This is a genomic window from Terrabacter terrae (assembly GCF_039529575.1).
Classification (GTDB): Bacteria; Actinomycetota; Actinomycetes; order Actinomycetales; family Dermatophilaceae; genus Terrabacter; species Terrabacter terrae.
Window position 1 is genome coordinate 1 of record NZ_BAAANB010000139.1, and the last position, 589, is coordinate 589.

At 69.8% G+C, this 589-nt stretch carries 1 protein-coding gene; it reads right to left on the reverse strand.

Annotated elements, in window-relative coordinates; genetic code table 11:
- Positions 1–204 (reverse strand): redoxin domain-containing protein (locus tag ABD194_RS20010; RefSeq protein WP_343994781.1); only part of this gene is annotated, 204 nt, incomplete at its 3' end.
- Between the last annotated feature and the right edge of the window lie 385 nt (positions 205–589).

A 589-nucleotide genomic window follows, 5' to 3' on the forward strand; every position in this document is an offset into this window, starting at 1 on the left:
GAGGACCTTGACGTCCCGCCTGGCCCACTCGTCGGACAGGGCCGCCACGCGACCCAGCTCCGTCGTGCACACCGGCGTGAAGTCGGCGGGGTGGCTGAAGAGGACGGCCCAGCTGCCGTCCTTCCACTCGTGGAAGCGGATCGGCCCCTCGGTCGTGGTGGCCTCGAAGTCAGGGGCGGTCTCGCCCAGTCGCGGTGTTGCCATCGGCTCGTCCTCTCGCGCTCTCTGGTGGGACGCTCCGGCCCCTGGTCCGGCGCCATTGTGACCAGGAACCATGTCGCGCCGTTATGGGTGTCCAAATGCCGTGACAGGCCAACTCGTGCGAGCGCACGCGATGGGTACGGCTCCCAGAAGAGGCACAGGCACGACCCGGAGACTGGGAGGCCAGACCGAGAACGCCGACGACCTGCCCGCCGACCTGCCGCCGACCCGAGGAGTCCGCCGTGAGCGCCCTGCTCCAGAACATCACCGACGAGGTGCTGAGCGCCCCCACCTGGCTCGTGCTGCTCGTCGTCGGGACCGTGGTGTTCGTCGAGGACGCGATCTTCGTCGGCTTCGTCGTCCCGGGCGAGACGGTGGCCCTGCTCGG